The following is a 21793-nucleotide window of genomic DNA, read 5'->3' on the forward strand; positions in this document are numbered from 1 at the left end:
GAATCTACTACTTCATACGCGCTTTGCTAACGTGAGGTTAATCGTACGCCATCTAAACTCAACCGCAAGAAATGGCCGCGATGGACTACCGTCTGGCGGACGGGGAATTGTCCCTATTGAGTAATGCAAGGCTCAAACACCGTTCGGCTGCTTCATCCGAATGCGCGATTTCGCTGGAAGCAGATCGGCACATCCGGCCACCCCGTCCTGAGCCGTTTTCAATCGACGTGCCATCCGCCGCCGCTGCGCTGACGTTGCGGCCGAAGGCAAACCAAATGATCGATCGATCCATCGCCAAGCAGATTGTCGAGCTCATCAAGAGCGAAGGACTCGACGCCGGCGCGCACCTGCCCGCACAGATGCTCGCCGACCGTCTGCGCGTCTCACGTTCCCCCGTGAACGAAGCGCTCGCGTTGCTGCACGAGAAAGGCATCTTGACGCGGGAAAAGAATCGCGGCTTCTTCCTCGCGAAGCCGCTCTCCGAATCTTTTGCGGACGTGGACGACGAACTGCGCCTCGCCGAGACCGACGTCGTGACGCGCGCCTATTTCCAGATCGCCGACGACCGCCTGAAAAACGAATTGCCCGATGAATTCTCCGAGCAGCTGATCCGCACCCGCTACGTACTCACCAGCGCGCAACTGACCGCGGTGCTCGGCCGCATCGCGCGGGAAGGATGGGCCGAACGCAAACCGGGCTATGGCTGGCAGTTCTCGCCAATGCTGACCACGCCCGACAGCCTGCTAAAGTCGTACCGGCTGCGCCTCGCCCTTGAACCGGCGGCACTGCTCGAGCCCGGCTACCGGCTCGAGCGCAAGGTGCTGGAGCGGTGTCGCGAGGTGGAGAAGCATCTGCTCGCGGGCGGCATCGAAACGGATACCGCCGACCAGTTGCACGATCGCGGCGTGCGCTTTCACGAGTCGCTCGTCGAGGCTTCGGGCAACAGCTTTTTCATCGACACGATCCGGCGCGTGAACCGCGTGCGCCGTCTGCTGTCGTATCGCTCGATGCAGCATCGCGAGCGCTATGTCGAACACGCGAAGCAGCATTTGCATCTGCTGGAACTGCTGGAGCAGGAGCGCAACGAAGAAGCATCGGAAGCGATGCGTCAGCACCTGCTGCATACGCTCGACGCGCTGTCCCGCATCAGCGAACTCCTTGAACCCTGAGACCGCCCTTCGCCCTGAACGCGGTCGCCACGAGAACCTCCATGACTATCGATCCCTCCGTCGTCACCGCCTTCACGCCCAGGGGCAAGCTGCGCGCATCGATCAATCTCGGCAATCCGATCCTCGCCAATCGCCATGCGGGGTCCGGCGAGCCGTTCGGCGTATCGATCGATCTCGCGCGCGCGTTCGCCGCGAAACTAGGCGTCGAACTGGAATTGGTGGTATTCGATACTGCCGCCAAATCGGTGCAGGCCGTCAGCGAGGAACGCGCGGATTTCGGCTTCTTCGCGATCGATCCATTGCGCGGCGAAACGATTGAATTCACCGCGCCGTATGTACTGATCGAAGGCTTCTATCTGGTGCGCGACGACTCTCCGGTGCGGTCGAATCAGGATGTGGATCAGGCGCACAACCGGGTCGTCGTCGGCAAAGGCAGCGCGTACGATCTGTTCCTCACGCGCGAGCTGAAAGCCGCGCAGATCGTCCGCGCGCCGAGTTCACCGAGTGTCGTGCCGACGTTCATCGAGCAGCAGCTGGAAGTGGCGGCAGGCGTGAAGCAGCAACTCGAAGCCGATGCGAAGCAAACGGCCGGCCTGCGCCTGCTCGACGAGCGCTTCATGGTGATCCGGCAGGCGATGGGTGTACCGAAGAGCCGCGGCGAAGCGGCGGCTCGGGCGCTGCGTTCGTTTGTCGAAGAGGTGAAAGCGTCGGGCTTCGTGGCGGAATCGCTCGCGCGACATGGGATCGCCGGGGCGTCCGTAGCGCCTGCGGAGTAGCCGTCGGCTCCAAGCCGACAACGCGTAGCAAGCGGGGCGTAACAGAAAGGCGGAGCCGCGCCCGATACTTCGGCGCCGCGCCGCCACATACTACCCTGACCAACCCTCAAACGAGCGTAGTCTGCACATCCACGTTGCCGCGCAACGCTTTTGAATACGGGCAGGTCAAATGCGCGCGCTCGATCAACGCGTGCGCCACGTCCCGCTCGACACCGGGAAGACTGACGAACAGACGCGCCTGAAGGAAATAGGCGTCATCGGTGGTGCCGAGATCGATTTCGGCATCGACGCTCGTATCGGGGGGCAACGACACGTGCAGCGCGCGCGCCGCCAAACCGAGCGCACCGATGTAACACGCCGACCAGCCGGCAGCCAGCAACTGCTCGGGGTTCGTTCCAACTCCCGAGGTGCCGGGCGACGACAGCTTGATGTCGAGACGGCCGTCCGAGCTGCGCGCGGCGCCTTCGCGGCCGCCGGTCGTATGGGTCTTGCCGGTGTACAGCACGTTTTCGATGCGGGTCATGGTGGCTTACTCCTGTTGATCCAGTGATGTGATATCTGCAAATCCGGGCTCGAACTTGCGTTGGACGTATTTGAACGCGCCGACGTATCTCGCATGTGTCTGGATCAGCGGGTTTGGTATGCGCACGTATCCGTGGGCCGCGCTGATACATTGCGATACAAGGAGCGGCGCGCGGCAACTAGCGCACGCCATCGCGCCCGTCGCTTCATTCAGCGACGCCGGTCGAAATACCGCCGCAGCAGATAGTTCGCGGTCGAGCCATGCAGCAGCACCGACAACACGATTGCATCGAGCACCGCGGACAGCAGCGGAGTCATCGCGCCGCGCGCGTATTCGAGGCCGAACATCAGGTAGTAAAATGCGCCGACACCGCGAATCCCCATCCATGCCATCAGATACCGCTGGCTGCTGTCGATGCGCGCACCCATCATCGCGACGACGACGGACAGCGGCCGTGCGACGAAAAACAGAAACACCGCGGGCAACACGGCGCGCACGTCGAGCATCTCGCGCCAATGCGCAGACACGACGCAGCCGATGATCAACATCAGCGACAACTCCGCGAGCCGCTCCATTTCGCGCGTGAAGCCCATCATCGATTCGGCGAGGATCGCATGCGCCTTTTCCGGGTCTTTCGCGACATCGGCCCTTTCGCCGTGCTGCACCTCGTCGAGCACTTCGGACGGGTTCTTGTCGCCGGTCGAGCGCAATTCCTCGTGGCGCACGGCGACGCCCGCCACGAATACCGCCACGAACGCATACGCGTGCACCAGCAGCGCCGCGCCGTATGACGTCGCCATCAGCCCTAGCGCGAGAAAGCCGTCGAGACCGATCGCTTCGCCGTAGCGGGTGCGCAGCAAGAAGATCGCGCGCGCGAACACGATTGCGGATACGCAGCCGACCGCGAGCGCGCTGACGATCCCCCACAGCACCGAGCCGGCGAAATGCACGCCGCTGCCGGAGCCGAACAGCCTCGCGCCGGCAAGCGTCAGACCCAGCACCGCAAACGGATAGGCGGCGCCGTCGTTGAGCCCGCCTTCACCCGACAAAGCGAAGCGCACGGGTTCGTCGTCGCCGGCCTGGGTCACGCGCAGTTCATTGGCGAGCACCGGGTCGGTCGGCGCGAGCGCTGCCGCGAGGAACAACGCCGCGCCGTCCGCGCGTCCGGTCAGCCAGGCGGTGAAGCCGAACATCAAGGCAACGGTGACGATCATCGCGGGCCCGCCAAGCCGCAGAGGCAACCACCACAATGGATTGCGCAGCCGCACGCGCAGATGCATGCCGATCGAAAACAGCGACACGACGAGCCCGACTTCGGCGAGCGTCGCGAGCAGCACGGTATTGGCGAGCAGATCGACACCGACGAGCCCGGACACGGCCGGACCGACCGCCACGCCGACCAGCAGATAGATCATCGCGCCGGTCAGCGGCAAGCGGCGGATCGGACCGCGCGCGACCGCCATGAACGTGAGCAGTGCGCCGATCAGCAGGAACCAGACCGGTTCGTCTCTCATAGTGGAATCGCGCGCGCCCCGCCTGTTCGCGTTTCGTCTGGTCGCGGCTCAATTCGCCGGGTGGCGTGCCCGACTGGCCTGCCGTGCCCGCGCCGCCTTCGGTGCCCGCGTCTTTGCCGGCCTGCGCGAATAGCAACGGCGGCGCGGCGACAGCCGGCTGAGTCCCGGCCCACTCGACGGCTTGCGCGCAGATGAAGTCACTCGCAACACTGAACATCGCGGCAATGATCAAGCGCTGTACAACCTTGTTCATGAGCGGCTCCCCGGTTTGGATAAGCTGGATATGCACTGTCCGCTCCGCTGCAAGCCGTGTTCCTCGCTCATACACCGAATGGAAAAGTCTCCGCCGCGTGGTACTTCTCGTCGGCGGAAACGGGCAGCGTGGTCACCGCGCTGGTGCGATCGAACCACACGAACGCATCGAACTGATCGGCCAGCGACGCTTCCGCGTAGTGGCTATACCGCTCGGTCTCCGGACGATAAATCACGCCGATGAAGCGCTCCAGCAGCGATGCGCGCAGCCGTTCGCGCAGCGCGTCGTGCACGCCGGGCCGCAGGTCGAGCAGAAAGCGTGCGAGGCCAGTGGCGTGCATGCTGAATTCGACGCTGCCATCGAGCGATGGCCGCACGGTCTTCACTTCCATCGGTCCGTCCCAGTCGCTGGCCGCGGCGACCGTGCCGCTGTGCGTGCCGAAGCCGATCAGCGCCGCCGCGTCGCCGAACTGCGCGCGGCACAGCTGGCCCAAATTGATCTCGTCCTGCACGCGGCCCATCTGCGTGGCGCTCGCGTCGCCGATGTGCGAGTTATGGGCCCACACGACCACACGCGCCTGCGGCCCGTGACTGTCGAGCGCATGACGCAGCGTGTCGAACATATGCGTGTCGCGCAGATTCCAGCTTTGCGGTCCGCCGTAATACATCGCGCGATAGTAGTGCTCGGCGACAGCCACGAGCCGCGCATTCTGCGCCGCGTCGAGGAAGCGTTCGCCGTCTTCCCGTGCATAGTCGAGCCGGCTTTTCAGCAGATCGCCGAGCTGGGCGACCACGTGCTCTTCGCACTGCGCGTAGCCGCCGCTCAACGCGGCGCGCCCATACACGGCGGGATCTTTCTGCCACGGACTGAGGCACCCATAACGCCCGCGCGCGATGCGCGCCGCGGCCGGGTCGACGCTGTCCAGATAGCGCAGCACCGCGTCGATCGATTCGGACAGGCTGTAGATGTCGAGCCCGTAAAAGCGCGTCTCGCTGTCGCGGTGCAGGGCATTGTGCGAGCGCAGCCACGCGACGAAGCTCATGAAATCGGTGTTGCGCCACATCCAGGTCGGAAAGCGGCGAAACGGTCGAGACCGTTCGCCGGGCATCGGCCGGTCGCGCACATGCCGGTCGATGATCGCGGCATCGGGCCAGTCGGCCTCGACCGCGATCATCGAAAAGCCGTGCCGCTCGACGAGGCGTCGCGTGATCGCCGCCCGCGCGCGATAGAACTCCGACGTGCCGTGACTGGCCTCGCCGAGCAGCACGACGCGCCGCCCGGCGAAGCGGTCGAAAAACGCCGCGAATTCCGCGGAATCGATATCGGGTAACGGTTCGGCCGCGTCGCGAAGCTCGAGTTCGAGTGCGGCCGGCTTAGGCGCGGCCGGCTTAGGCGCGGCCGGCTCAGGCGTGGCCGGCCCAGGCGTGGCCCGCGAATCCGCATGCGGCACGCCGCCCGGCGCCGGCCAGCCGTCGTCACCGACGAGCGGCACGAAGCGCACGTCGGCGAATTCATGTTCGTCGTAATCGTGCTCGTCGCGCCGCACGATCTTCACGAGCCGCTGACGGCTCGGACTGCTGCCGACCGGCATCACGAGCCGTCCGCCGACCGCAAGCTGCACGCGCAGCGCCTGCGGCACACGCGGCCCACCCGCCGCCGCGATGATCGCGTTATACGGCGCATGCGCGGCAAGACCCGCGGTGCCGTCGCCGACATGCACTTCGACATTCTCGTAGCCGAGCCGCTGCAAGCGCTCGCGCGCGCCCTCTGCGAGGCTCGCGTCGCGTTCGATCGAATCCACCCGGCCCGCGATCTCCGCGGCAATCGCGGCCGCATAGCCGGAGCCCGTACCGATGTCGAGTACACGGTCGCCGGGCTGCAATTCGGCGGCCGCAAGCATCTTCGCGACGATGTACGGCTGCGAGATCGACTGTTCGCCGCCGATCGGCAGCGGCGTATCGTCATACGCGAAGTCGCGCAGATCGGACGGCACGAACGCTTCGCGTGGCACGCGCCGCATCGCCTCGATCACGAAGTCGTCGCGCACGCCGCGTTGCACGATTTGCCGCTCGACCATCCATGCGCGCGCTTCGTCGAAATCGCCCATCGCCGCCTCCTCGCGAATGCGCAGCGCTGCGCGCGCCACGCATCGCGACGGGGCCGCGCGCGAGTTCGCTGCTCTTCTACGCTTCAGCAATGAGCATACCGCCGGCTTGAACCATTGGCGATGCGCGAAACGTGAAGCGCGCGCGGACCGATCCTTGCTGAGCTTTTGCACGAACAAAACGCCGGTCCGAATCCGTCGCACAACAAGGGCGAAAATCATGAACGTTCCAATGCAGGTCGTGTCCTTCCTCAGCTCGCGAGGTCTGACGCTCGCGACCGCCGAATCCTGCACCGGCGGCCAGATCGCGTCGTATCTGGCTAGCGTGCCGGGTAGCGGTGCTTGTCTCGATGTCGGCTTCGTCAGCTACTCGCCATCAGGCAAAGCAGGTTTTCTCGGTGTGCGGGAAAGCACGATGAAGCAATACGGGCTCACCAGCGAAGCGGTCGCGCGCGAAATGGCCGAGGGTGCGCTGCGTCAGGAAGGCTGCTGCGCTGACATCGCGGTATCGAACACCGGGCTTGCCGATGGCGGCTCCGCTGACAGCCCGCCAGCGGGCACGCAATGCTTCGCATGGTCGTTCCGACGGCCCGGCAATCAGTTCGTCACGTTCGCCGAGACGCGGCGCTTTTCGGGCGACCGCAACGACGTGCGTTCGGCCGCCGCGCTGTATGCATTGTCGCGCGTCGAGCATTACTTCGATCAACTCCCGCGCATCGAGCGGGACCACTGAAGAGAGGCCCAACGATGAATCTGCACCCTTCCTTCGACACCGACGCGTGGCAGCAGGCAGTGATCGACGAACTCGGCGTCGAGCGCGATTTCGACGTGGCCCGCGAGCGCGAGCGGCGTGTCGCGTTCCTCAGCGACTGCCTGGCGTCGCAAGGCTTGCACACCTATGTGCTTGGCATCAGCGGCGGCGTCGATTCGTCGACTGCCGGACGCCTCGCGCAGCTTGCCGTCGAACGTCTGCGTGCCACCGGCTATGAAGCGCACTTCGTCGCGGTGCGTCTACCGTACGGCAGCCAACGCGACGAAGAAGACGCCGCGGCCGCCCTCGCGTTCATCTGCCCCGACGAAACGCTGACGGTCAACATCAAGGAGCCCGCCGACGCGATGCTGTCTTCGCTCAAGCGAGGCAACGTGCAGTACGTCGACGACTTTCACGAAGACTTCGTGCTCGGCAACATCAAGGCGCGGCAACGTATGATCGCGCAATACGCGATTGCGGGCGCGCGGGTCGGCGTGGTGATCGGCACCGACCATGCGGCTGAATCGCTGATGGGCTTCTTCACGAAGTTCGGCGACGGCGGCGCCGATATCCTGCCGCTGGCGGGTCTGACGAAGCGCCGCGTGCGCGCACTCGCGCATGCGCTCGGCGCATCGGAGCGGCTCGTCGAGAAGGTGCCGACGGCGGACCTCGAATCGCTGACGCCGCAGAAACCGGACGAAGACAGCTACGGCATCGGCTACCGGGACATCGACGACTTTCTCGAAGGCAAGCCGGTCAGCGATGAAGTATTGACGACGATTCGCCGCTTTTACATGGCGACGCGCCACAAACGCGCGCTGCCGGTGGCGCCGACGCGATCGTCGGCGTCGGTGTAGAGCGCGGCGCCCGCTTATCCGGCGCGCGGGCGTTTGGCGCGCTTCGGCGCTTCGATGTCCTCGCTCGGCGTTTCCTGCAGTTGCTGTTCGGGCGCGATGCGCGAGCCGCGGTCGCGATCGGCGGACTGATCGGTCGGCTCCTGCGGCGCGGCAGCGCCTTCCGCCTCGATCTGCCGGCGCGCTTCCTCCCAATGGTCGTCGGCTCTGCCTTCCGGCGACGGATCGTTTTCCCAGATCTGGTATGCCCGCGTGCGGATGCGGGCTTCGAGTTCCTTGTCCATATGTGTTTCTCCGTGAACGTGAGCGATGCCGCGGCACGGCGCCGCGCGCGCCGGGTCCGGATGACGGCGAGCGAAAGGCGAGCAAGGGTTGTTCCGCGCGGCGCGCGTTGGGTCGATGGCATCACGTCAGCAACAGAGCGGCTGCCACACAACTCCACCGTGTGCCGGTCGTGAACCGGGACAAGCGTTTGATGGGGATGCCGTCGTCACCGCGGCGGGTCGCCGCGCGCTACCCAGGCCGCGCGCTTACGCCTCGGGGCAGGCAAGGTCGGCCGCGACGATCCGCGCGCCGTACTCCTCGGCGGCGAGCCGCGCCTCCTCGATGCTGTTGAACGGGCCGACTTCGGGCGCGCCATCGAACGGGAACAGACGGCGGCCATCCACTTTACGGCTCACCAGCAGATCGGCATAGAAACGTCCATCGGCGCTGCGTCGCGCAGTGACGTAGATCGAAAAATCGTCGCGCGAGGCGATCGCTGCCGCCGGATACTGCGTGAGTTTCAGCTTTCTCCTTGACATGGCTCCCCCTGCCTGCATCAGGCGATCCAGTTTTGCCCTCCTGAAATCGATGTTAATGGACATGCAAACGGGTGCGTTCGTCCGTAAGTGTCGACTTATGAACGGGACTGTCGCAGCGACGCTTTAGGGTTTCCAATCAGGTCCTGTCGCCAACTGCCCGGCTGCCCGCCTGATCCAGCCGCGCTTGCAGCGTTTCCTTGCGCGCCGCGATCTTTTTACCGAGCCCCGCGAGATCGCAGCCGGTGCGCCGCAAGGCCGGAAAGAGCTCGCCTTCCTCTTCCTCGACGTGATGCCGCACCAGTTCGGCCATGACCTTGAACGTCGCGTCGAAGCCTTTGTCGCCCGGCTTCAGCGTCGTGAACTTCGCGATTAGCGTCTTCACCAGAAAATGCTCGACGTAGGCTTCATCGACATCGAGCTTGCCGTCGTCGGGTAGTGCTTGCTGCGCGGCCGGATACAACAGCTCTTCCTCGATGATCGTATGCATCGTCAGCTCTTCGCACGCACGCTGCGCCAGCGCGGCTTTGGCTTCGAGCGTGTCGCGCTCGTCACCGCGCGACTTGCCGAACGCATCGAACAGCTTTTCGACGGCGCGGTGATCGGCTTCGAGCAGCGCGAGCGCGTCGGGTGCGCTGGCGGTTTCGCGTGCAGCGGTGGGCTTCGTGTCGTTAGAAGCGGATTGCGTTGCGCGGTCGTTCATGGCGGCTCCTTTGATCGGTCAAGTGCCCGCATCGAGCAAACGCCGTACCGTGTGACCGGTCGCGTGGCGGTACGTCGATTGCTGCTGTTGGTCCGGCGCGGCGTGTTGCGCGCCAACCTCCCTCCCCTCTTTTCAACGCCCGATGAGAATCGCCCAGATCGCTCCGCTTTACGAAAGCGTGCCGCCGTTCGCGTACGGCGCGACCGAACGCGTCGTGTCGTATCTGACTGAAGAACTGGTCGCCCGCGGCCACGACGTGACGCTCTATGCGAGCGCCGATTCGACGACCGCCGCGCGGCTCGTGCCAATTTGCCCGCGCGGTCTTTGGCGCGACACGAACGTGTGGGACACGCAAACGCATCACGTCCGGCAATTCGCGCGCGTGATTCGCGACGCGGATCAATTCGACGTCGTTCATTTTCACGGCGAGCCATTGCATTTCGCGTGGGCCGAGCGCTTGCCGTGCCGTACGCTGACGACGCTGCACGGCCGTCTGCTGCCGCACGATCATGGCCCGCTGTTTCGCGAATTCGCCCGCGTGCCGGTGGTGTCGATCTCCGCGAGTCAGCGCCGGCCGGTGCCGTGGGCGAACTGGCAGGGCACGGTCCATCACGGCCTGCCGCTCGACGAGTTCTCGTTTCAGCCGATAGCCGGTTCCTACCTGCTTTTCCTCGGCCGCATGATGCCGGAGAAACGTCCCGATCTCGCGATCGAAATCGCCCGGCGCAGCGGCTTGCCGTTGAAGATCGCCGCGAAGATTCATCCCGGCGAGCGCGACTATTTCCGCGAGCGCATCGATCCGCTGTTGCGGCGCTCGACCACGTTCACCGAATACCTCGGCGAAGTCGGCGGCCTCGCGCGCCGGCGGTTGATCGAGAACGCATGCGCGTTGCTGCTGCCGATCGAATGGGACGAGCCGTTCGGCATGGTGATGATCGAGGCGATGGCGTGCGGTACGCCGGTGATCGCGTTTCGCCGCGGCGCGGTGCCGGAGTTGATCGAAGACGGCGTGAGCGGCCTGATCGTCGACAACGTAGACGCGGCCGTGCAAGCCGTTGCGCGCATCGACGGCATCGGGCGCGACGCGTGCCGCCACGCGTTCGAGCGCCGCTTCACGGCCTCGCGCATGACCGACGGCTACCTGACGATCTACGACGCACTGCTCGCACGCGACACACGAGACCATCCGCGCGCGACCGGCAGTCAGCCCGCGCCGGTGTAATCGCCGTTCAGTTGCGATCGGGCGCCTTGGTACGATCGTCATGATCGTCGGACTCCGTCGCATAGCGACGCGATTGACCGAGTTGCCGGCGCAACTCGTTCACCTCGTTCTTCAGATCGATCACGCGCAGTTCGCGGCCGATCGCCGCCTTGTTGAACCGCTCGAGTTCCTCGTTGCGCGCGCGCAGGTCTTCCTCGGCGCGCGCGCGTCCGACCGCGGCCCACGTGCGCTCGGCCATCAGTTCGAGAAACATCAGTTCGTCGGGCGCCCACGTGTGCGCGGTGTCGAAGTGCACCGTCAGCGCGCCGAGCACGCGACCCGACTGCACGAACGGCATGTTGGCCCACGCGCCGATGCCGAGTGCGTGGCACGCGCGCCGCTCGGCCGCGCTAGCGGCGGGATCGGCCATCACGTCGTTGCTCCAGCCGCTGCGGCCGGTGAACAGCGCGGCGGTGAGCGCAGGCCCGGCGTCGTTGATCGCGCAGCGGCGGCCCAGCATATCGGCCGTGCCCGCGAGCGCGTCGGTCGCGACGATTTCCAGTTCGTCGGGGCCACGCGCTTCCGAGTAGTTGACGCGCGCGGCGCCGAACTGCTGACGCAGCATCCGGATCGCCGTCGATCGGGTATTACGGTATCCGGACAGCCCGCGCAGCGCGTCGGCGAAGCGCATCATGAAATCGTGCATCGCGCTTTCGCGCAGCACTCTTTCCGCGTGCTTCAGGTCCGAGATGTCGGTGACCGTGACGGCCACGCCGCTCGTGCCGGTCTGCGACAGAAACGGGCGAATGCGCCGCAGGAACCATCCCCCGCTGGCGTTTCGCACCTCGGCTTCGCGCGGTGTCCCGCTCTGCATCACCGCGAGCACGTCGCGCAGGAAATTCACGTCGTCGACCTTCGGCGAAATATCGGCGATGCCGCGTCCGACGTCGCCCGTTTTCAGCGGAAATATCTCGCCGATCGAAGGCGTGAACCAGCGCACGCGCAGCGCCTGATCGAGAAACATCGCCATCACCGCACCGGCGCTCAGCACGCCGCTCTGCATCTCCAGTTCCGCGATCTTGCCGGTGAGCCGCGCATTGGCCTGGTTCAGGTCGTCGTTGACGAGATTGAGTTGCTCGTTCGCCGCTTTCAGTTCCTCGTTTAGCACCTGCAACTCTTCGCGCGACGCCTCCAGTTCCTCGCGCGAGATGCGGATCGCTTCGCTCCACTCGCTCGAAGCTGCGACGTCCGCAGCGTGGCTCGGCAGCGCAACGGGTTCGGTGGCGCCGGGCCGAATCTCGCGCGCGCGGGAAATGAACGATGCGAGCAGCCGCGGCGCGGCGCCGTTTTGCGCGCTTCGAATCGGTGTGAGCCGGATCTGGAACGCGTGCGTGACGTTCCCTTCTTCACGCAGGCCGTTGACGATCGTCGGCTGACCGTCTTCGAGCGCTATCTTCGCGGCCGCCTTCAGGCTCGACGCCAGTTCGCGCTGCGTCAGTTCGAGCAGGTTGTCGGTGGGTTGGCCGGCCGGGACGCGCAGGTATTTTTCCGTGTCGCCATACACCCGCAGCACGCGAAATTCGTCGTCGATCAGCACCGACGGGAAGTCACGCTGCGCATGCACGCTCGAATGACCGATGAAAGGCACGGCGCTCGCGCGCAAGCTTGTCGCGACACGCAACGGGAAGCGGACCTCGACGTCGCTCGCGGGGCCGGTCTTGCGGTAAATATGCCAACGGCTCGACACGACGTTGAAACCGCCTTGCCGCGACAACAGCGGTTCGCCCTTGCCGAGGAACAGATAGCCGCCCACCTTCAGCGAGTTGTGCAGCAGGAATACGACGCGCTTGACCGCTTCGGGGTCGAGATAAATCAGCAGGTTGCGACAAGTGACCAGATCCAGGTTCCTGAACGGCGGATCGAGCAGCAGGTCCTGCGGCGCGAATACCATCTTTTCGCGCAGGTGGCGTTTGACTCGCCAGTTGCCGTCGGTGGAATAGAAGAACTTCTGCTGGCGTGCCGAAGAGACGTTCTTCAGCGCGTCGCTCGAAAACGCGCCGCGGCTCGCGCGCGCGACGATTTCCGGCGACGCATCGGTCGCGAACACCTGGAAATCGATGGGACGGCCAGTCTTTTCCGCATGCTCGTGCAGAAGCATCGCGACTGAATACGCTTCTTCGCCGGTCGCGCACGCCGGTGTCCAGGCCCGTATGACATCGCTCGCGCGGCGCTCGCTCAGCATCGGCTCTATGACCTCGTGCCGCAGCACGTCCCAGGCGGGCGCGTCGCGGAAGAACTCGGTCACGTGAATCGGAATGCCGCGAATCAGCGCTTCGAGCTCAGCCGGGTCGTCGCGCAACAGCGACTCGTAGTCGCCGAACGATTCGGTACGCCGCAAATCCATGCGCTGCTGGATGCGCCACAGCAGCGGGGTCGCTTTGTAACCACCCAGATCGAAGCCCGCCTGCTTGCGGATCAGCCCGACGATCTCGTCGAGCGTTCGCGTGATCTCGCCGGTCCACGCGACTTCGTTGGCCGGCCGCACATAGGCGGGTGACGCACAGCGCAGCAGCTGTTTCGCGATCTCGCCGACCGGCAGGATGTAGTCGGCGGCGCCGCGCGAAATCACCGCTCTCGGCATGCTGTCGTTCATCGTGGTGACCGGGTCCTGCACGAGCACCACGCCGCCGGCCCGCTTCACGCAGATCGCGCCGGCCGCGCCATCGGTGCCGGTGCCGCACAGGATCGCCGCGAGCGCGTGCGAGCCGCGATCTTGCGCGAGGCTTTCGAGGAATGCGTCGATGGTGTCGATGCCGGGACGGCGGCTGCCGCCGTCGACCGGCCGCGTGCGAAAGAGGCCGCCTTCGAGAGTCAGCACGTCGTCGGAACCCGCGACGTAGACGTGATTCGGCTCGGGACGCTCGCCGTTGTTCGCGGCACGGACCGGCAGCAACGTCCACTTGCTGACCAGATTCACGAGCTCGTCCGATCCACCCGGCAGCTGGTGTTGCACGACGACGAGCGCAAGCGCAGGTTCGGCGGGCAAAGCCTGAAGCAGGCAATGCATCGCTTCGATGCCGCCGGCGGATGCGCCAATGCCGACGACGTGGCAGCTTTCCGCTGGCGCGGAAGCTTGAATCGGAGTCGCCATGAGTGTGAGCTTGCGCAGGAACGTCGTATCGTGCCGGCCATGTCCGGCACGCGTGTCCTTACATGTTCATCATATGCCTGTGCGTGGTTCGCGGCGCTTTCGTCCCGCGCGGCTGATTTGTGGCCGGGGCTGAAGACCGGTGTCGGCGCAAGGGACGTTTTCATCGGCAGCAGCGCAATAAAAATGCCCGGACGGCATATCGCTTGCTCATTACGTTGACTGACAGGAAAGGCCCGTTTTTCCGTCCCGCTTCCACGTCCCGGAGTCCACTTGAGCCACCGTGATTTCATCGTAATCGGCACGTCCTCGGGAGGGGTCGACGCGCTGCGTGCGCTTGCGTCGCAGCTTCCCGTCGATATGCCCGCCAGCATCGCCGTCGTGCTGCACATCGGCGCGCATGGCAGCATGCTGCCCACGCTTCTGAACCAGGCCGGCCCGCTGCCGGCCAAGCACGCGCAGGATGGCGAACATTACGCGCCCGGCAGAATTTACGTGGCGCCGCCCGATCGGCACCTCGTGGTAGACGATGGCCAGCTGCGGTTGCTGCATGGCGCGAAAGAAAATTTCGCGCGCCCCGCGATCGACCCGCTGTTTCGCAGCGCGGCCGCGCAGATGGGACCGCGCGCGATCGGCGTGATCCTGACCGGCCTGCTCGACGATGGCGCCGCGGGCCTCGAAGCGATCCAGGCGTGCGGCGGCACGACGCTCGTGCAGGACCCCGACGACGCGTTCGCGAGCGAGATGCCACGGCACGCAACGCCCTTCGCCGACCACGTGCTGCCGCTCCAGCAACTGGGCCCATGTTTGGTAAAACTGACCGGCGGCATTGCCAATCCGCCCGTAAATCTCGGCCCGGCGCAGCGCGAGGCCTCCGACCGCGTCGTCCTCGAACAGCGCGCGTGGCTGTCCGGCACCGCGCCGTTCGACGCGATCGAGGGACTGGCCACGCCATCGACTTTCACATGCCCCGAATGCAACGGCACGCTGTGGCGCATCACCGGTTCGCGCGTGATGCGTTACCGCTGCCATACCGGCCATGCGTATTCGGCCGCGTCGCTCGACGACGGCCGCATGATCGATGCGGAGATGTCGCTGCGCAATGCGCTGCGGGCGCTGCGCGAGCGCGAAATGTTCAGCCGCGAGCTCGGCGAACACTTCGCGGCGATAGGAGACACCGCCGCACAACAACGCGAGGAGGACAACGCCCGGCGCGCGGGCCACGCGGCCGAACTGTTGCAATCGATGCTGCTGGAAAAATGAGTGCAATGCGGGATAATAACGATCCGGGCCGAGCAAGAAATGGGCTCGTTGCCCTATAAAAATCCACCGCTGGACACTATCCTTTTCCAAGAAGGGACACGCAGCCATGTCAAAGAAGCGAGGGCAAACTCTGCCTAGCCAGGCACTCTATCCGATCGTCGGTATCGGCGCATCGGCAGGAGGGCTTAACGCGCTGACGGAATTCTTCGAGGCGCTGCCCGCGCGCACGTCGATGGCCTTCGTCGTGGTCGTTCACCTGTCGCCGGACCACGAAAGCAATCTGGCCTCGCTGCTGCAAAAGGTCACCAGCATGCCGGTGCAGCAGGTCACGGGCCCCACGCAAATCGAATCGGACCACGTTTATCTGGTCGCGCCCTCGTTCGAGATGATCATGGTCGACGGCTACCTGCGCGTCACACAGAAGCAGTCCGAAGAGGGACGCCGCGCGAGCATCGATCTGTTCTTCCGCACGCTCGCCGAGGCGCATCGCGAACGCGCGATCGGCATCGTGATGTCGGGTGCGGGCTCGGACGGCTCGGTCGGCCTGTCGCGCATCAAGGAAATGGGCGGCATCACGCTCGTGCAGGACCCTTCCGAAGCGGAATACGACAGCATGCCGCGCAGCGCGATCGCGACCGGCATGGCCGACTTCGTGATGACCGCGGCCGAGATGCCGCAGCGGCTGCTCGATCTGTGGTCCACCGCGCGGGAAATCCATCTGCCGGCCGTGCAGCCGGACGAGCCCGAGGAAGACACGGTCAACGAGTCGGCCGAGCGCGCGCTGCGCGAGATCATGGTGATCCTGCGCACCCGCACCGCGCACGACTTCCGGCATTACAAACGGGCTACGGTTCTGCGCCGCATCGAACGCCGGCTGCAGGTCAACGGCATTACGGATCTGCAGGCGTATCGCGATTATCTGCATCTGCACCCTGAAGAAACTCAGGCGCTGCTGCAGGACATGCTGATCAGCGTCACCAACTTCTTCCGCGACAAGGAAGCGTTCGACGTGCTCGAGCGCGAGGTATTGCCCCCCCTCTTCGAAAACCGCGGCGAACAGGACCGCATCCGCGTCTGGTCGGTGGGCTGCGCGACCGGCGAGGAGGCGTATTCGCTGGCAATGCTGCTGCAGGAGCGCTCGCTGAAGTCGCCCGAGGGCGTGTCGTTCCAGGTATTCGCGACCGACATCGACGAGCGCGCCATTGCATTCGCGCGCGTGGGCCTGTACCCGGACTCGATCTCGGCCGACCTGACGCCGGCGCGCATCCGCCAGTTCTTCACGAAAGACGCCGCCCACTACCGGATCAAGAAGGAACTGCGCGAACACATGCTGTTCGCGCACCACAACGTGCTCAGCGACCCGCCGTTCTCGCGGCTCGACATGATCTGCTGCCGCAATCTGCTGATCTATCTGGACCGCGAAGCGCAGATCGAAATTCTGAAGATGTTCCACTTCGCGCTGCGGCCCGGCGGCGTGCTGTTCCTCGGCAGCTCGGAGTCGGCCGACAGCGTGAGCTCGATGTTCACCGTGGTCGACAAGCGCAACCGCATCTATCGCGCGAACATGGCCGTGCGCGGCGACACGCCGGTGCCGATCGCGATTTCGGGCACGATGAGTTCGCGCCCCCTCGTCACCACGGTGCAGCCGCCGGGGCGCCGGCGCTTTTCGTTCGGCGATTTGCATCAACGGCTCGTCGAGCAATATGCGCCGCCAAGCGTGCTGGTGAGCCGCGAATCCGAAATCGTGCATCTGTCCGACCGCGCCGGGCGCTTTCTGCAATATTCGGGCGGCGAGCCGTCGCATAACATCGTGGCCGTCGTGCGTCCCGAACTGCGGCTCGAACTGCGCACCGCTATCTATCAGGCCTTGCACACGAACCGCAGCGTCGAAGCGCGCCGCGTGCGCATCGAACGCGACGGCCGTTCGTACTTCGTCAACATGACCGCGCGGCCGGTGCACGACCCGGAAGCGAACGCGGACTTCGTGCTGGTGCTGTTCGACGAGGTCGAAGACAGCATGGCCAACGCCGAAACGGCGTCGGTCGACGTGCAGAAAGACCCGATCATCAGCCAGCTCGAACGTGAGCTGCAACGCACGAAGGAGCAATTGCAGTCCACCATCGAGCAGTCGGAGACCTCGACCGAGGAGTTGAAGGCGTCGAACGAGGAATTGCAGGCGATCAACGAGGAACTGCGCTCGGCGACCGAGGAGCTCGAAACCAGCAAGGAAGAGCTGCAATCGATCAACGAAGAGCTGACCACGGTCAACGCGGAGCTGAAGTCGAAGGTCGAGGAAACCGGCAAGATCAACGACGACCTGCACAACCTGATCGCCGCGAACGACATCGGCACGATCTTCGTCGACCGCAACATTTGCATCAAGCGCTATACGCCGCGCGCCACCGACGTCTTCAGCATCATTCCGTCGGATATCGGGCGCTCGCTGCTCGACATCACCCACCGCCTCGAATACGACAAGCTCGCCGACGACGCGGCCGAAGCATTCGACTCGCTGCGCCTGATCGAACGCGAGCTGAAGAGCAACGACGGGCGCTGGTATCTCGCGCGCTTCGTGCCCTACCGCACCACCGAAGACCGCATCGACGGCGCGGTGCTGTCGTTCATCGACATCACCGGCCGGCGTCAGGCGGAAGACCGGCTGCGCGAAGGCGAGCGGCGCATGCGCATCGTCGCCGAGGGCACCAAGGACTACGCGATCATCACGTTCGACGAAAACGGCGTGATCAATAGCTGGAACGCGGGCGCGGAACGGATTTTCGGCTATTCGGAAGCCGAAATGATCGGCCAGTCCGCCGACATCCTGTACACCGACGAAGACCGCGCGGCGAACGTCGCGCAACGCGAGTTCGCCGAAGCGCGTCTGAACGGCCGCGCCGAAGAGGAGCGCTGGCATCTGCGCAAGGACGGCACGCGCTTTTTCGCGAGCGGTGTGCTGTCCCGTCTCGACGAGCCGGGCATCAGCGGTTTTGCGAAGATCACGCGCGATCTCGGCGAGTTCGCCAGCGACCCGACCTCGGGACGCGGCACCCACGTCGAAACGCTGCGCGCCGCGAGCGAGCGCGAAGCGCAGCGGCGCCGCGATGAATTTCTCGCAGTCGTGTCGCACGAACTCAAGCATCCGCTCAACCTGATTTCAGCGAGCGCCGAACTGATCGCGCGCGCGCCGGAAACGCGCCAGAACCTGAACGTGTCGCGCGCGACCGATACGATCCGGCGCACCGTGATCGGCCAGGCGCAAATCATCGACGACCTGCTCGACATTTCGCGCGTGCGCACCGGCAAGCTGTCGGTCGTGCGCACCGTGGTCGACATGCGCGAGATCGTGCAGCGCGTGTGCAGCGCGGTGCAGGACGATGCCGCGCAGCGCGGCATCGCGTTGAGCGTCGAGGTGACCGATGCGCCGGTGATCATTCATGCGGATCTGACGCGTATCGAGCAGATCGTGTGGAATCTGATCAGTAATGCGCTGAAGTTCACGCAGCGCGGGTCGATCCAGGTGTCGTTGCAGGTCAACGACCACGCCGAAGCCGTGCTGCGCGTCAGCGATACCGGCATCGGCATCGAGGCCTCGCTGCTGCCGCATATCTTCGAGATGTTCCAGCAGAGCCGCGATCCGGGCTCGCGCCGCGGGGGCCTCGGCATCGGCCTCGCGCTGGTGCGCGATCTGGTCAACCTGCACGGCGGCGCAGTGCGCGCGGAGTCGGACGGCGTCGGCCGCGGTGCAACGTTCACGGTGACGCTGCCTACCCACCGGCTCGCCACCCGCACGAGCGCGGGGATCGAAGTCACCGGCGAGCCGCTGAAAGGCACGCGCATCCTGATGGTCGACGACGACGCCGCGACCGTCGAAACCTTCAAGCTGCTGCTGGAAAGCGAGGGCGCCGAAGTGCGGACCGCGACGAGCGGTGAGGAAGCGCTGACGATCATCAACGGCAACGCGCCCGATATCATCCTGTCCGACATCGGCATGCCGGGCATGGACGGTATGGAGTTCATCGGCAAGCTGCGCGGCATGCCGGCGATGAAGTCCGTGATCTGTATCGCGGTCAGCGGCTTCGGGCAGCAGGCGGACGTCAGCGCAGCCGAAGATGCGGGCTTCGACGCGCACCTGAAAAAACCGGTGGTTCTCGAAGACTTGCTGAGCATTTTCGCGCGGCTGCGCAGTTGAATCCGCCGCCCGGCCGGCGCGCAGCGCGTCTAGCCGTTGCTTTGCGACGGCGATGCGTTGCGCGACCCGGCCCTTGCAACGGCCGCGTTGACCTTGATCGGCGGCTGCTTGTCGCCGAACGGCGGCTCGACGACGAAGCGCTCTATCACGCCCGGCTCGAACACCAGGCAGCAAGTCGATCCGCCGTACTGGAAAAACCCCAACTCATCGCCCTTTCGGACGCGCTGACCCGGCAACGCCTCGATCATGCACGACGACACGTCCGCCATGCCGACGAACACGCACGCCACCTGCCCCACCGCCGCATCGTCGCATTCGATCACGATCACCGCGCGCGCCGCGAGCGCCGTGATGTAGCCCTGCGAATCGTTGAGCCCGCTTGGGTCTTCGCCTTCGCTATCGGCGGTCGAATAGTAACTGCCGTCCGCCGCGTACGCGCGCGAGATCACGCCACTGACCGGCGCATGCCAGCGGTGATAGTTGAACGCGCTCAGAAAGGCCTGATACACCGAGCCGCCCTCGAAGCGCCGCGCCAGTTCGCGCTCGCGCGAGCTCAGCATGTCTTCGAGCGAATACGGCTGTGACTTGATCCAGAACGTGTCGCGCAGCTTCACGCCGTGCTGCACGTTGTACGGCGTCGCCTCGCACGCGCTGACGATCAGCTTGTCGTTGTCCGGCTCCTCGACCGGCCGCATGCCGGGACGGAAGCGCCGCGTGAAGAAATCGTTCCACGACGTAAAGCCCCAATACGGTTGCTCGGGATCGCAAGCGAATTGCGCGAGGCCGATCCGTTTGTCGGCCTCGGAGCTGAACCAGCCGTCAGGCGACGACGCATTTAAATGTTCGCGTGAATGCGGACCGCTCAGAAAGCCGCACCAGCAATTCAGCACGTGCTTGAGCTGCGCGTTGAGCGCCGGGTCGCGAAACAGTGCATAGCCGGACGGCATGCACATCGGCCAGTCGAGCACCGCGTTCAGCGGACAATGAATCAGATCGGATTCGCTGAACGGCGGCGCGTAGGTCATCAGGTAATCGACGAGCGTCATCAGCTCGTCGATCGTTGCATAGCCGAGCACGTAGCCTGCTTGCTGTGCCTGCATGATGGCCCGCGTCATATCCATGCGCAGCACCGGATCGCCTTCGATCAGCGCCGCGAGTTCCGCGACGGCACGCGTGCGTGGCGCCGTGCGCGCACGTTCGCGCGCTTTCGCGGCCAGCGCGGTCCGGTAGCGAGCGAGATGCGCTTCGTCGCGCGGCAGCCATCCTCCGAGCCGGCGCCGTTGCGTGCGCGGGCTCGCCACTTCGTCGTTCGTCATGCTTCTCCTTTCTTATCCGAGTTGGGGATCATTTGGCGCGCGGCGTGCCGAGGCCGTCGTCCGGTTCCTTGCGCCCGCCACGAATCTGCTCGACGCAGGTCGCGACGGCCTGGGCCACGTTGGCCACTTCCTGCTGCATGTCCTCGTCGCGATCGAGCGCCTCATGGCTGGTCGCATAAGGCTCGTAATAGCCGATAAAGCGATCGAGCCGCGACTTCGCGCCCGCTTCGACGAAGCCCATCCAGTCGAGCCAGTCGGCGAGCGCCCTGCGCGAGTCCTCGATGCCGGCCACGTCGCCATGCACGACGACCCCATAGGCCCGGCCCGCCAAATGTTTCGGATAGTCCCAGCCGGCCAGTTCAAGACGCTTCGCTTCGTCCGCTTTCTTGCCGTGCGTCGAGGAGGGGTCGGGATTGCCGCCGTCGGCGCAAACGAGGCGATCCATCATCAGCTTCAGCGGCGCGGACACCTGATACCAGTAGACCGGCGTCACGATCAGCACGCCGTGGCAGGCGGCAAAGCGCTCGTAGATGTCGTTCATCCAGTCGTTGACGAGCCCGAGCGAATGGTTCGGATAACAGCTGCAAGGCCAGTGACACAGCGGCATCGCGGTCGACACACAGCCTTTGCACGGATGAATGTGCAGGTCGCGATCGGAGTTCAGATGCGACAGGTCGAGGAAATCGACGTCGAAGGACCGGCGTTCGAGCGCCTGTTGCGCGATCTTCGCGAGCCGGAAGCTCTTCGACATCTCGCCGGGGCACGTGTAGTCGTTGCGCGAGGACGCGTTGATCACGAGCACGCGCGAGCGCGTCGCCGGATCGCGCTGTCGCGCCTGCGCCGCCTTCACGCGCTCGCTCGCGGCACGCCATTCGACCGACAGGTCGTAGTCCGGATCGGCGAATCCCGGGCCGGCCTTTTCGGTGACCGGCGCCTTGCGGCCTTGCGAGTAAGCATCCCACGCGATCGCTTCGAGCCGCGCGAGCGATTCGTCTTCCGCCCGAAATGCCGGGTCGTAGAAGCGGGCCATGAAGCGCTCGCGAAATGCGTCGCGGGACATTGCTTCGGTTACCTGACCTTTGCGGACTTCGACGGTACGGATGTGATCGGGCGGTTTTGCAGGCGGGCTCATGGCTGAAGTTGTAAGCGGTATTCGAACCGCAGGGCAGCAAGGGCTGTTCCAGCGCCGCCCCGTCGCGCGCCGCGACTGCGGAACGCAGCTTGCTGAG

Annotated in this window: 16 protein-coding genes; 7 read left to right on the top strand and 9 right to left on the bottom strand. The window is 65.2% G+C overall.

The features are described 5' to 3' along the window. Positions 1–275: 275 nt before the first annotated feature. Both AB4Y34_RS19975 and AB4Y34_RS19980 read left to right on the top strand, forming a co-directional pair. The gene (locus AB4Y34_RS19975; RefSeq protein WP_368716964.1) at positions 276–1169 is read left to right on the top strand and encodes a GntR family transcriptional regulator; all 894 of its coding nucleotides are present in this window, start codon (positions 276–278) and stop codon (positions 1167–1169) included. A 41-nt stretch (positions 1170–1210) separates the two neighbouring features. Then, on the top strand, positions 1211–1945 hold the full coding sequence (locus AB4Y34_RS19980; RefSeq protein WP_368716965.1) for an ABC transporter substrate-binding protein: 735 nt from the start codon (positions 1211–1213) through the stop codon (positions 1943–1945). 106 nt (positions 1946–2051) lie between these two features. Here AB4Y34_RS19980 and AB4Y34_RS19985 read toward each other — a convergent pair whose 3' ends face one another. From AB4Y34_RS19985 to AB4Y34_RS19995, 3 genes are all read right to left on the bottom strand, one after another. Next, positions 2052–2468 (bottom strand): organic hydroperoxide resistance protein, encoded by a 417-nt coding sequence (locus AB4Y34_RS19985; RefSeq protein WP_368716966.1) that lies wholly within the window; start codon positions 2466–2468, stop codon positions 2052–2054. Between the two features lie 209 nt (positions 2469–2677). Further along, positions 2678–3982: a cation:proton antiporter gene (locus tag AB4Y34_RS19990; RefSeq protein WP_368716967.1), complete on the bottom strand. Its 1305-nt coding sequence runs from the start codon at positions 3980–3982 to the stop codon at positions 2678–2680. Positions 3983–4302: 320 nt separating this feature from the next. Then, complete coding sequence (locus AB4Y34_RS19995; RefSeq protein ID WP_368716968.1) at positions 4303–6342, bottom strand: protein-L-isoaspartate(D-aspartate) O-methyltransferase; 2040 nt, start codon at positions 6340–6342, stop codon at positions 4303–4305. Positions 6343–6559: 217 nt separating this feature from the next. Between AB4Y34_RS19995 and AB4Y34_RS20000 the strand changes: the two genes are divergently transcribed. Both AB4Y34_RS20000 and nadE read left to right on the top strand, forming a co-directional pair. Next, positions 6560–7072 (top strand): CinA family protein, encoded by a 513-nt coding sequence (locus AB4Y34_RS20000; RefSeq protein ID WP_368716969.1) that lies wholly within the window; start codon positions 6560–6562, stop codon positions 7070–7072. A gap of 14 nt (positions 7073–7086) precedes the next feature. After that, positions 7087–7947 (top strand): ammonia-dependent NAD(+) synthetase, encoded by an 861-nt coding sequence (gene nadE / locus AB4Y34_RS20005; RefSeq protein ID WP_368716970.1) that lies wholly within the window; start codon positions 7087–7089, stop codon positions 7945–7947. A gap of 14 nt (positions 7948–7961) precedes the next feature. On the opposite strand, the gene AB4Y34_RS20010 is transcribed toward nadE, so the two are convergent. The 3 genes from AB4Y34_RS20010 to AB4Y34_RS20020 all read right to left on the bottom strand — a co-directional run bounded on the left by AB4Y34_RS20010 (position 7962) and on the right by AB4Y34_RS20020 (position 9447). Next, on the bottom strand, positions 7962–8228 hold the full coding sequence (locus AB4Y34_RS20010) for a DUF2934 domain-containing protein (RefSeq protein ID WP_368716971.1): 267 nt from the start codon (positions 8226–8228) through the stop codon (positions 7962–7964). A 246-nt stretch (positions 8229–8474) separates the two neighbouring features. Further along, the gene (locus AB4Y34_RS20015) at positions 8475–8747 is read right to left on the bottom strand and encodes a DUF6723 family protein (protein WP_176111751.1); all 273 of its coding nucleotides are present in this window, start codon (positions 8745–8747) and stop codon (positions 8475–8477) included. Positions 8748–8883: 136 nt separating this feature from the next. Further along, positions 8884–9447: a hemerythrin domain-containing protein gene (locus tag AB4Y34_RS20020; RefSeq protein ID WP_176380547.1), complete on the bottom strand. Its 564-nt coding sequence runs from the start codon at positions 9445–9447 to the stop codon at positions 8884–8886. A gap of 142 nt (positions 9448–9589) precedes the next feature. On the opposite strand from AB4Y34_RS20020, the gene AB4Y34_RS20025 reads away from it, so the two are divergent. Beyond that, positions 9590–10669 carry a glycosyltransferase family 4 protein gene (locus AB4Y34_RS20025; protein WP_368716972.1) on the top strand — a complete coding sequence of 360 codons (1080 nt, stop codon included), beginning with the start codon at positions 9590–9592 and terminating at the stop codon, positions 10667–10669. A 7-nt stretch (positions 10670–10676) separates the two neighbouring features. Here AB4Y34_RS20025 and AB4Y34_RS20030 read toward each other — a convergent pair whose 3' ends face one another. After that, complete coding sequence (locus AB4Y34_RS20030) at positions 10677–13799, bottom strand: CheR family methyltransferase (protein ID WP_368716973.1); 3123 nt, start codon at positions 13797–13799, stop codon at positions 10677–10679. Positions 13800–14069: 270 nt separating this feature from the next. Here AB4Y34_RS20030 and AB4Y34_RS20035 point away from each other — a divergent pair, with 270 nt between their 5' ends. Together AB4Y34_RS20035 and AB4Y34_RS20040 are read left to right on the top strand one after the other, a co-directional pair. Then, positions 14070–15059, top strand: coding sequence for a chemotaxis protein CheB (locus AB4Y34_RS20035; protein WP_368716974.1), 990 nt, complete (start codon positions 14070–14072; stop codon positions 15057–15059). Positions 15060–15165: 106 nt separating this feature from the next. Beyond that, positions 15166–19248 carry a CheR family methyltransferase gene (locus AB4Y34_RS20040; protein ID WP_368716975.1) on the top strand — a complete coding sequence of 1361 codons (4083 nt, stop codon included), beginning with the start codon at positions 15166–15168 and terminating at the stop codon, positions 19246–19248. Between the two features lie 29 nt (positions 19249–19277). Here AB4Y34_RS20040 and AB4Y34_RS20045 read toward each other — a convergent pair whose 3' ends face one another. Both AB4Y34_RS20045 and AB4Y34_RS20050 read right to left on the bottom strand, forming a co-directional pair. Next, positions 19278–20564 carry a phosphatidylserine decarboxylase family protein gene (locus AB4Y34_RS20045; RefSeq protein ID WP_368716976.1) on the bottom strand — a complete coding sequence of 429 codons (1287 nt, stop codon included), beginning with the start codon at positions 20562–20564 and terminating at the stop codon, positions 19278–19280. Between the two features lie 28 nt (positions 20565–20592). Then, positions 20593–21624, bottom strand: coding sequence for a flavodoxin family protein (locus AB4Y34_RS20050; RefSeq protein ID WP_176380541.1), 1032 nt, complete (start codon positions 21622–21624; stop codon positions 20593–20595). Between the last annotated feature and the right edge of the window lie 169 nt (positions 21625–21793).

The organism is Paraburkholderia sp. BR10954 (assembly GCF_040965775.1).
GTDB lineage: Bacteria > Pseudomonadota > Gammaproteobacteria > Burkholderiales > Burkholderiaceae > Paraburkholderia > Paraburkholderia youngii.

What these genes read in the sequence shown, in the direction of transcription:
- AB4Y34_RS19975 (WP_368716964.1), top strand. Translation starts at nt 276, where the DNA reads ATGATCGATCGATCCATCGCCAAGCAGATTGTCGAGCTCATCAAGAGC.
- AB4Y34_RS19980 (WP_368716965.1), top strand. Translation starts at nt 1,211, where the DNA reads ATGACTATCGATCCCTCCGTCGTCACCGCCTTCACGCCCAGGGGCAAG.
- AB4Y34_RS19985 (WP_368716966.1), bottom strand. Translation starts at nt 2,468, where the DNA reads ATGACCCGCATCGAAAACGTGCTGTACACCGGCAAGACCCATACGACC.
- AB4Y34_RS19990 (WP_368716967.1), bottom strand. Translation starts at nt 3,982, where the DNA reads ATGAGAGACGAACCGGTCTGGTTCCTGCTGATCGGCGCACTGCTCACG.
- AB4Y34_RS19995 (WP_368716968.1), bottom strand. Translation starts at nt 6,342, where the DNA reads ATGGGCGATTTCGACGAAGCGCGCGCATGGATGGTCGAGCGGCAAATC.
- AB4Y34_RS20000 (WP_368716969.1), top strand. Translation starts at nt 6,560, where the DNA reads ATGAACGTTCCAATGCAGGTCGTGTCCTTCCTCAGCTCGCGAGGTCTG.
- nadE (WP_368716970.1), top strand. Translation starts at nt 7,087, where the DNA reads ATGAATCTGCACCCTTCCTTCGACACCGACGCGTGGCAGCAGGCAGTG.
- AB4Y34_RS20010 (WP_368716971.1), bottom strand. Translation starts at nt 8,228, where the DNA reads ATGGACAAGGAACTCGAAGCCCGCATCCGCACGCGGGCATACCAGATC.
- AB4Y34_RS20015 (WP_176111751.1), bottom strand. Translation starts at nt 8,747, where the DNA reads ATGTCAAGGAGAAAGCTGAAACTCACGCAGTATCCGGCGGCAGCGATC.
- AB4Y34_RS20020 (WP_176380547.1), bottom strand. Translation starts at nt 9,447, where the DNA reads ATGAACGACCGCGCAACGCAATCCGCTTCTAACGACACGAAGCCCACC.
- AB4Y34_RS20025 (WP_368716972.1), top strand. Translation starts at nt 9,590, where the DNA reads ATGAGAATCGCCCAGATCGCTCCGCTTTACGAAAGCGTGCCGCCGTTC.
- AB4Y34_RS20030 (WP_368716973.1), bottom strand. Translation starts at nt 13,799, where the DNA reads ATGGCGACTCCGATTCAAGCTTCCGCGCCAGCGGAAAGCTGCCACGTC.
- AB4Y34_RS20040 (WP_368716975.1), top strand. Translation starts at nt 15,166, where the DNA reads ATGTCAAAGAAGCGAGGGCAAACTCTGCCTAGCCAGGCACTCTATCCG.
- AB4Y34_RS20045 (WP_368716976.1), bottom strand. Translation starts at nt 20,564, where the DNA reads ATGACGAACGACGAAGTGGCGAGCCCGCGCACGCAACGGCGCCGGCTC.
- AB4Y34_RS20050 (WP_176380541.1), bottom strand. Translation starts at nt 21,624, where the DNA reads ATGTCCCGCGACGCATTTCGCGAGCGCTTCATGGCCCGCTTCTACGAC.